Below are 6,314 nucleotides of genomic sequence, written 5' to 3' on the forward strand. Positions count from 1 at the left end.
TTGATGGTTCAGATGAGCCAGAAACCCTCCGTTACGAAAACCCTTTAATCAGTCCCACAGGTGCTGATCCCGGACAGTTCTGAGATCGCCGGACGCGGTCTGGCAAATTGAAAACGGTGGGCCATCGGAGGTCGTGCTGTATGTCTTGGAGGATGAACTTGTCATAAACTCCTTTGGCAAAGGAGACGGAATGACCTTCATGGGCGACAATAACTTCACCTACCTGATCATTCTTCGTCCCGGCGGCAAGAGTGCCAATGTGACGGTCTGCCCCCCTTCCCGATAGCTAGAGCATTCCGCTAATTTCCACAGAGTTAGGGCATGGGCCTTGTCCAGGCGGAAAGTGGCGGTGCAATAGGTTTGATCCGCTCCAGGCTCAACGCGGCAATCAGAGAAAATGGTCATATGCCCGGTCTGCGACGCTAAGCGGTCATTGTAGCCTTCGAGCCGTGCTTCCTCGCGGGATATTCGCGCTTTGGTGAACTTAAGTTCACTGGATCGCGGAATTACACGATATTGCAGTCATAGTCTTCACACTTGCGGCTCGAGCCCCGAGAGAAAATCGACTTGCCGCACAAGCTGTAGGTGTTGCAGCGTGGTGGTTGATATCAAAAGCCATTCTGCATGTTTCGATTTGTTCATACCGCGGACCTCCACCTTGATGCCCCTCTGAAGAGCCTGGCGCTCAAGGATCCGGATCTCTTCGATCTCGTAGGGAACGCGACGCGGCGCGCGCTTGAGCGCATTGTCGACCTCTGCCTCGAAGAGGAAGTCAACGCCCTGATGATTGCTGGCGATCTCTATGATGGTGACATGCGCAGCATGAAGACGGCTGCATTCCTCGTCGGGCAGATGGAGCGCCTGAGCGCCGCCGGTGTTGCAGTCTTCATGATCCGGGGCAATCACGATGCAGAAAGCGTACTCACACGCGAGCTAGAGTTTCCACCTAACGTTCACGTCTTCACCGGCCATGGAGGAACCGTTGAGCTTCCAGAGAGCGGTGTTGCCGTACACGGTGTAAGCTTTGCAAAGCCCCAAGCCCCTGAGAGCCTTCTTCCAAAATACAAACCACCTGTTTCGGGTCTCTTCAATATTGGTCTTCTCCACACCAGTCTCGCCGGGGCCTCTGGGCACGACACCTACGCCCCTTGTAGCGTGAACGACCTCATCGCGCATGGATTTGACTATTGGGCTCTGGGGCATATCCACATCCGCCAGGTTCATGCCGAGACGCCCCATGTCGTGATGCCCGGAATGCCCCAGGGGCGCGATATCGGCGAGGCTGGGCCGAAATCTGTAACGCTCGTGACTGTCGATAAGGGCACAGCCTCACTTGAGGACCGTGTGACGTCGCCAGTTGAGTTCGCGCGTCAGGAGGTCACGCTTGATGGCGTGGATGACTGGCGAGATGCATTGCGGGAGATTGGGGCCGCCATCGCCTCGGCGGCCATGTCGCTATCGGACCATTCCGTACTCCGCTTGGAATTGGTGGGCGAAACACCACTCGCTTGGCGTCTACGCCGCGACCAAGACCTCCTCTTGGAACAGGTCGCCAATCTCGCCCGAGCGCAGGGCTCCGTCTGGATTGACAAGATCGTCCACCGACTGTCGGCACCGTCCCAGGCAGCCAAAGGCGAGGACCCGAGGCGGGAACTAGCGGCTCTCATGAGCGGTTTGTTGGATGATGACGCGTTCATGGAGCGGGCGGCGCGAGAGGTGGGAGACATAATTGGCGATCTCCCAGCGGAACTTAGGAATGTCTTCGGTGAGACTGAGGCAGAGGAGGCTGATCAGGTCCGCGCTCTTCTGCGAGAGGGCGCGGAAGACATCACCGCTCGCGTCATGTCTGGCGAAGCGGAGGAGCCGTCGTGAGACTGCGCCGGCTCGACCTCACACGCTTTGGTCACTTCACGGATTTCTCGTTGGACTTTGGTCCGAGCGAAGAGGGCAAGCCCGATCTCCACATCATTTTCGGCCCGAATGAGGCGGGGAAGACAACAGCCTTTGATGGGTACCTCAGCCTACTTTTCGGCATCCCGGCGCGCAGCAAGTACAACTTCCTCCATGACTACGAGAATATGCGCATCGGAGGGACATTGGAGATCGATGACGAGGCCATCGATCTTGTCCGCATCAAGCGCAACAAAGGTGATCTCATCACACCCTCTGGAGACGTCGCCAATCCAACGCTCCTTCTCCACGCCCTCGACGGCATCGACCGCGATCAGTACCGGGCGATGTTCTCCCTCGATGATGAAACGATCGAGGCCGGCGGGGAGGACATACTCGCCAGCCAGGGGAACCTTGGTGAACTGCTTTTTTCTGCAGCGGCAGGGCTCTCTGACCTCGGCTCGGTCCTGGACGACGCGCGGGCAAATGTTGACCTGTTTCACAAGCCGCGAGCTCGGAAGACGGAACTCGCAGAAGCCAAACGGGAGCTGCAAGAGCTCCATATCCAGATCCGGGAGCTAGATGTTCCAGCAAGTGCCTTTCGGCGGCTGAAGGATGAGAGGGATGCAGCCGCGAAATTGCTCGATGCAGCCAAAGAAACACGCGACGGGCTTTTGAAACAGCAGGCGCGCCTCGAAGCAATGATCGAGTGCCTGCCACTCCTGAAGGCACTTCGGGAAACGAACGGGGATCTCGGGAGTTACGCCGGTTACCCAAGCATCCCCGAAGGAGTGCAAGAAGAGGCGCAAGAGCTAAAGAGCCGGCATGTGGAGGCGTCAACAAGACTGCGGCAGTCAAAGCTTCTACTGGAGACTGAGGAAGCGGCGCGAGACGCGCTGGTTCAAGACGCCGCGATCTCTGAGGTTGGCGACGAACTGACCATTCTCCTCGATGCTCCCAGATCTCGGGCTCAGACCGCGGAGGCAGACCTCCCAAAGCGCGAAACCGAACTTGAGGGAGTGATCAATGAGCTCTCCAATTTCGCCAAAGAACTTGGCGTCGAAAGCCCGGATGAAGGTCTCCTACCTGAAGCACGCCTCGCGCAGCTTGAAGAGATTGCGGGCAACCATGCCGAAGCCAAGACGAAGCTTTCGGCCGCGAAAAAGGAAGAGACCGATGCTGAGCGAAAACTAGAGGCGCTCGATGCGGATTTAGAGGATGAGGCGAAATCGGCGGGTCCAGACGAAGATCTCGATACGCTTCTGGAGGCGATCGATCCCGAAGAAACGCTTTCGCGCTACACTAAGGCAACCGAGGATATGGAGGCTGGCGAGAGGGAGCTCCAAAGGGCTCTAGAAAATCTCAAACCTTGGTCGGGAGCATCGTCAGATGTCTTGGATATCGCTCTCTCTGAAGCCGAGGCAGAGCGCCTTGCCGAGAGATGGATTGCCATTCGCGATCGACAGGACACTGCTGCGCGGGACTGCAAAGAGGCGCAAAAGGAGCATGATCGGCTAGCGGCCCGGCTTCATGAGTTCGAGAAGGACGAAAGCGCGGCTGTTGAGGGGGAGGCCAAGGAAGTTCGCGGTGAGCGCGAGGCTCACTGGCACGAGCACTTGGGCGCGCTGACGCGGGAGACCGCTGAAAAGTTTCATGCCACGTTGATGCGGGACGATGCGCTCCAAGAAGCGCGCCTGGGCTTTGCTGAAAGGCTTGCGCGACTTCGTGAACTGCAAGTGGAGGTCGCCACTGCCAAGGCGGCGCTTGCGTCTTGTGAAGACGCCTTCAAGGCCGCCGATGAAGCTTTAGACCGGGAAGCGAAATCGGCCCGCGCCCTATTGGTCACGTTGCATCTGCCCGAGACGTATGACCCACGCGATCTACCAAACTGGCAAGCGCGCCTTTCGGACGCTCAGGAATGGCTCAGAGAGGTCGACCGAAGGAAGACGGCATACGAGGGGGCAAAGCGGTCCATCGAGGACGGCGTCGAACGGCTGAAATCCGCGTTGTCGATTTCGGACGAGACGCCGGGGCTCAAGGACCTAGCCAAGAGGGCACGCACCCTCTCGGCTGAAGCAGCGAGGGTCAGGGCAAAAGCAGAAGCCCAGGCGAAAAGGCGTGAAGAGGCAAAGGAAGAGGTGACGCGCCGGAAAGGCGATGTCGAGCGCCTGTCCGGTGAGATCAGCGATATTCAGACATCTTGGAATACCGAGGTCGTGTCACTGCCAAAGGCCCTTCAGACACTCGAAGACTTTCGATGGAAAGTCTCGACCCTCCGCAAACTTGCTACTCGCCTTGGTGAACGCAACAGGCTGCAGGGCCGCATCGAGGCGATGAAAAGTGACCAAAGCGCTTTCGAAATAGAGATTACAATACTTGCCGAGCGTGCGGGCGAGGCTGTAGACGCCGCACCTCTCGTCCTTGGTGAACGGCTGCGCAAGCGTCTCGACCGTGCCACAAAATCTGACAGTGATCGCGAGCAACTCACCGAAAAAATCGCCAATGCAAAGGCTGATGTTCGTGCCGCCGAGGCTGATCTTGAAGCGGTGAGTAAGCGAATTGAGGAACTAGCGGCTTTGTTCAGTGGCGTAACAGAAGTCCAATCGATTGACGACCTCCAGATCGCTTTGTCCAAGGCTGCCAAGGCGGACCGGTTGCGCCAACAGTCAAATGACGTTCAGAGCCGCATTCTGAACCGCCTGGGCTTCTCTGACTTGGACGCCGCAGAGGAACTCCTGGCAGACCAGGATATTCACGAACTCGAAGGAGAAAGGGCTGCGCTTGCAGCCGATCTCAAGGCGGCAGAGGCGGACCATGAGGAGAAGGTCGGTGATCTTCGCGCAGCAAACGACGATCTGGAGAAAGTTGGCGGGGACAACGCACCTGCGCAGTTGGAGGAAAAACGCCAGACGTTACTTCTCGATCTAGAAGAGCGAGCAAGAGCGGCCATTCGCCTTCGGCTCGGGATCCTGGCCGCGGAACAGGCGCTGTCTGCATACCGGGATGAGCACCGAAGCAAGATGCTCGCAGATACAGAAACGGCATTTAGCAAACTAACCGCGGGCAGGTATCGGGATCTGAGAACGCAAGGCGATGGTCAAAGAGAGGTTCTCTTAGCTCTCAGAGAGCGTGACGGGCGATCAATCACAGTGGCCGAGATGTCAAAAGGCACACGGTTCCAGCTCTATCTGGCGCTGCGTCTCGCCGGGTATCGCCAGTACGCATCTGGTGGGACGACGCTGCCGTTTGTGGCTGACGATATCATGGAGACGTTTGACAACTCACGCACAGCTGCCGCGTTGGGCCTTCTCCGAGAAATCTCTGAGCATGGACAGGCGCTTTACTTTACGCACCATGAGCATGTCGTCGACCTCGCTAGGGAGGTCTGTGGGGCATCAATGACGGTGCATGAGCTCCAGATGCTGACCTGACGCGAGACGTGCTGATTTGTCCGACGCCAGTTTGGCCGCCACATCCAGCATTGAGGCAGTCAGGCAAGATCCCGGCATCAGGGCAACGCCGGCAAGGATGCGGTCCGTGGAGCCGCCATTAAAGCAACAAGTCTAAACCACGATTGCGCCCTGTTGGCTTGGTTGAACTCAAAACGATCGGAGCTGATATTCTTGGGAGTTCAGGCCATGAGGCACCTCGTTATTATTTCCATTGCCGCCTTGCAGGCAGCATGTGTCAGCAACTCTGATTGGACACACAATGATCTGGTCGAACGGCGTGCTGTCGAGGAACGCAGGGCAATAGATATGAGCTATTGCCAGCAATCTGCTGCTACGGCATCGCCAATCCCAAACAATGCACAATCATCCAAGTCGGAAAGCTACACTGTAACGGGCACATATAGCCAGCCGGGTCATCCACCAGGGACCTACACCGCGCATGTCAACCCCGGCCCCTCAGGTTCTGTGCACTCCTCTGTAATGGACGGCTATCATCGAGCCGAAGCGGATAGATTACAGCGCCAGATCTTCAACAGTTGCATGCAGGGACGAGGCTGGCAAAGGGGCTAGGTTGAGAAATTGGATCAGCAAAGAGGAGAAGCCAAACAGCTCGGAGGTTCCTTGGCGAAGAAGTATTGCCCCTGCACAAACGTAAAAGAGTGGCTCACTCTGCTACTCGATGATCCGGACATCATCTTCTCCCCAAACGTATTTCGACGCCCTGTCAGGAGAATTCCCAAAGAGCTTGTCTGTCGCAGAGATCCACTTCGATGCTGTGACGTAAAGCCACTCAATGCCTTCGTCCCAGTTGTCGAGGTTAGTTGTATCAATTCTTGTGCTCGTTCCGGGATGGCCCTCCTCGTTCCCGCCGAAGTGCGTGTCAGCCTCTACAAGTTGTCCGTCGTCAGATGATTTGGGACAGGGTGGCTTGATCTGTAACGGAGGCCCTGGCTCGTTGTGGTTCCAGCTTAT

General features: G+C 57.2%; 3 protein-coding genes. 2 read left to right on the forward strand and 1 reads right to left on the reverse strand.

The window, feature by feature from the left end:
* Positions 1-624 precede the first annotated feature (624 nt).
* Together RXV90_RS25605 and RXV90_RS25610 are read left to right on the forward strand one after the other, a co-directional pair.
* Positions 625-1,872, forward strand: a complete 1,248-nt coding sequence (locus RXV90_RS25605; protein ID WP_316653235.1) for a metallophosphoesterase family protein — start codon at positions 625-627, stop codon at positions 1,870-1,872.
* Positions 1,869-5,321, forward strand: a complete 3,453-nt coding sequence (locus tag RXV90_RS25610; RefSeq protein WP_316653237.1) for an ATP-binding protein — start codon at positions 1,869-1,871, stop codon at positions 5,319-5,321. Before RXV90_RS25605 ends, RXV90_RS25610 begins: the two co-directional genes overlap by 4 nt.
* A gap of 693 nt (positions 5,322-6,014) precedes the next feature.
* Here RXV90_RS25610 and RXV90_RS25615 read toward each other — a convergent pair.
* On the reverse strand, positions 6,015-6,314 hold a 300-nt coding region (locus tag RXV90_RS25615; protein WP_316653239.1), incomplete at its 5' end, for a hypothetical protein.

This window comes from Ovoidimarina sediminis (genome assembly GCF_032586175.1).
Lineage (GTDB): Bacteria > Pseudomonadota > Alphaproteobacteria > Rhodobacterales > Rhodobacteraceae > Ovoidimarina > Ovoidimarina sediminis.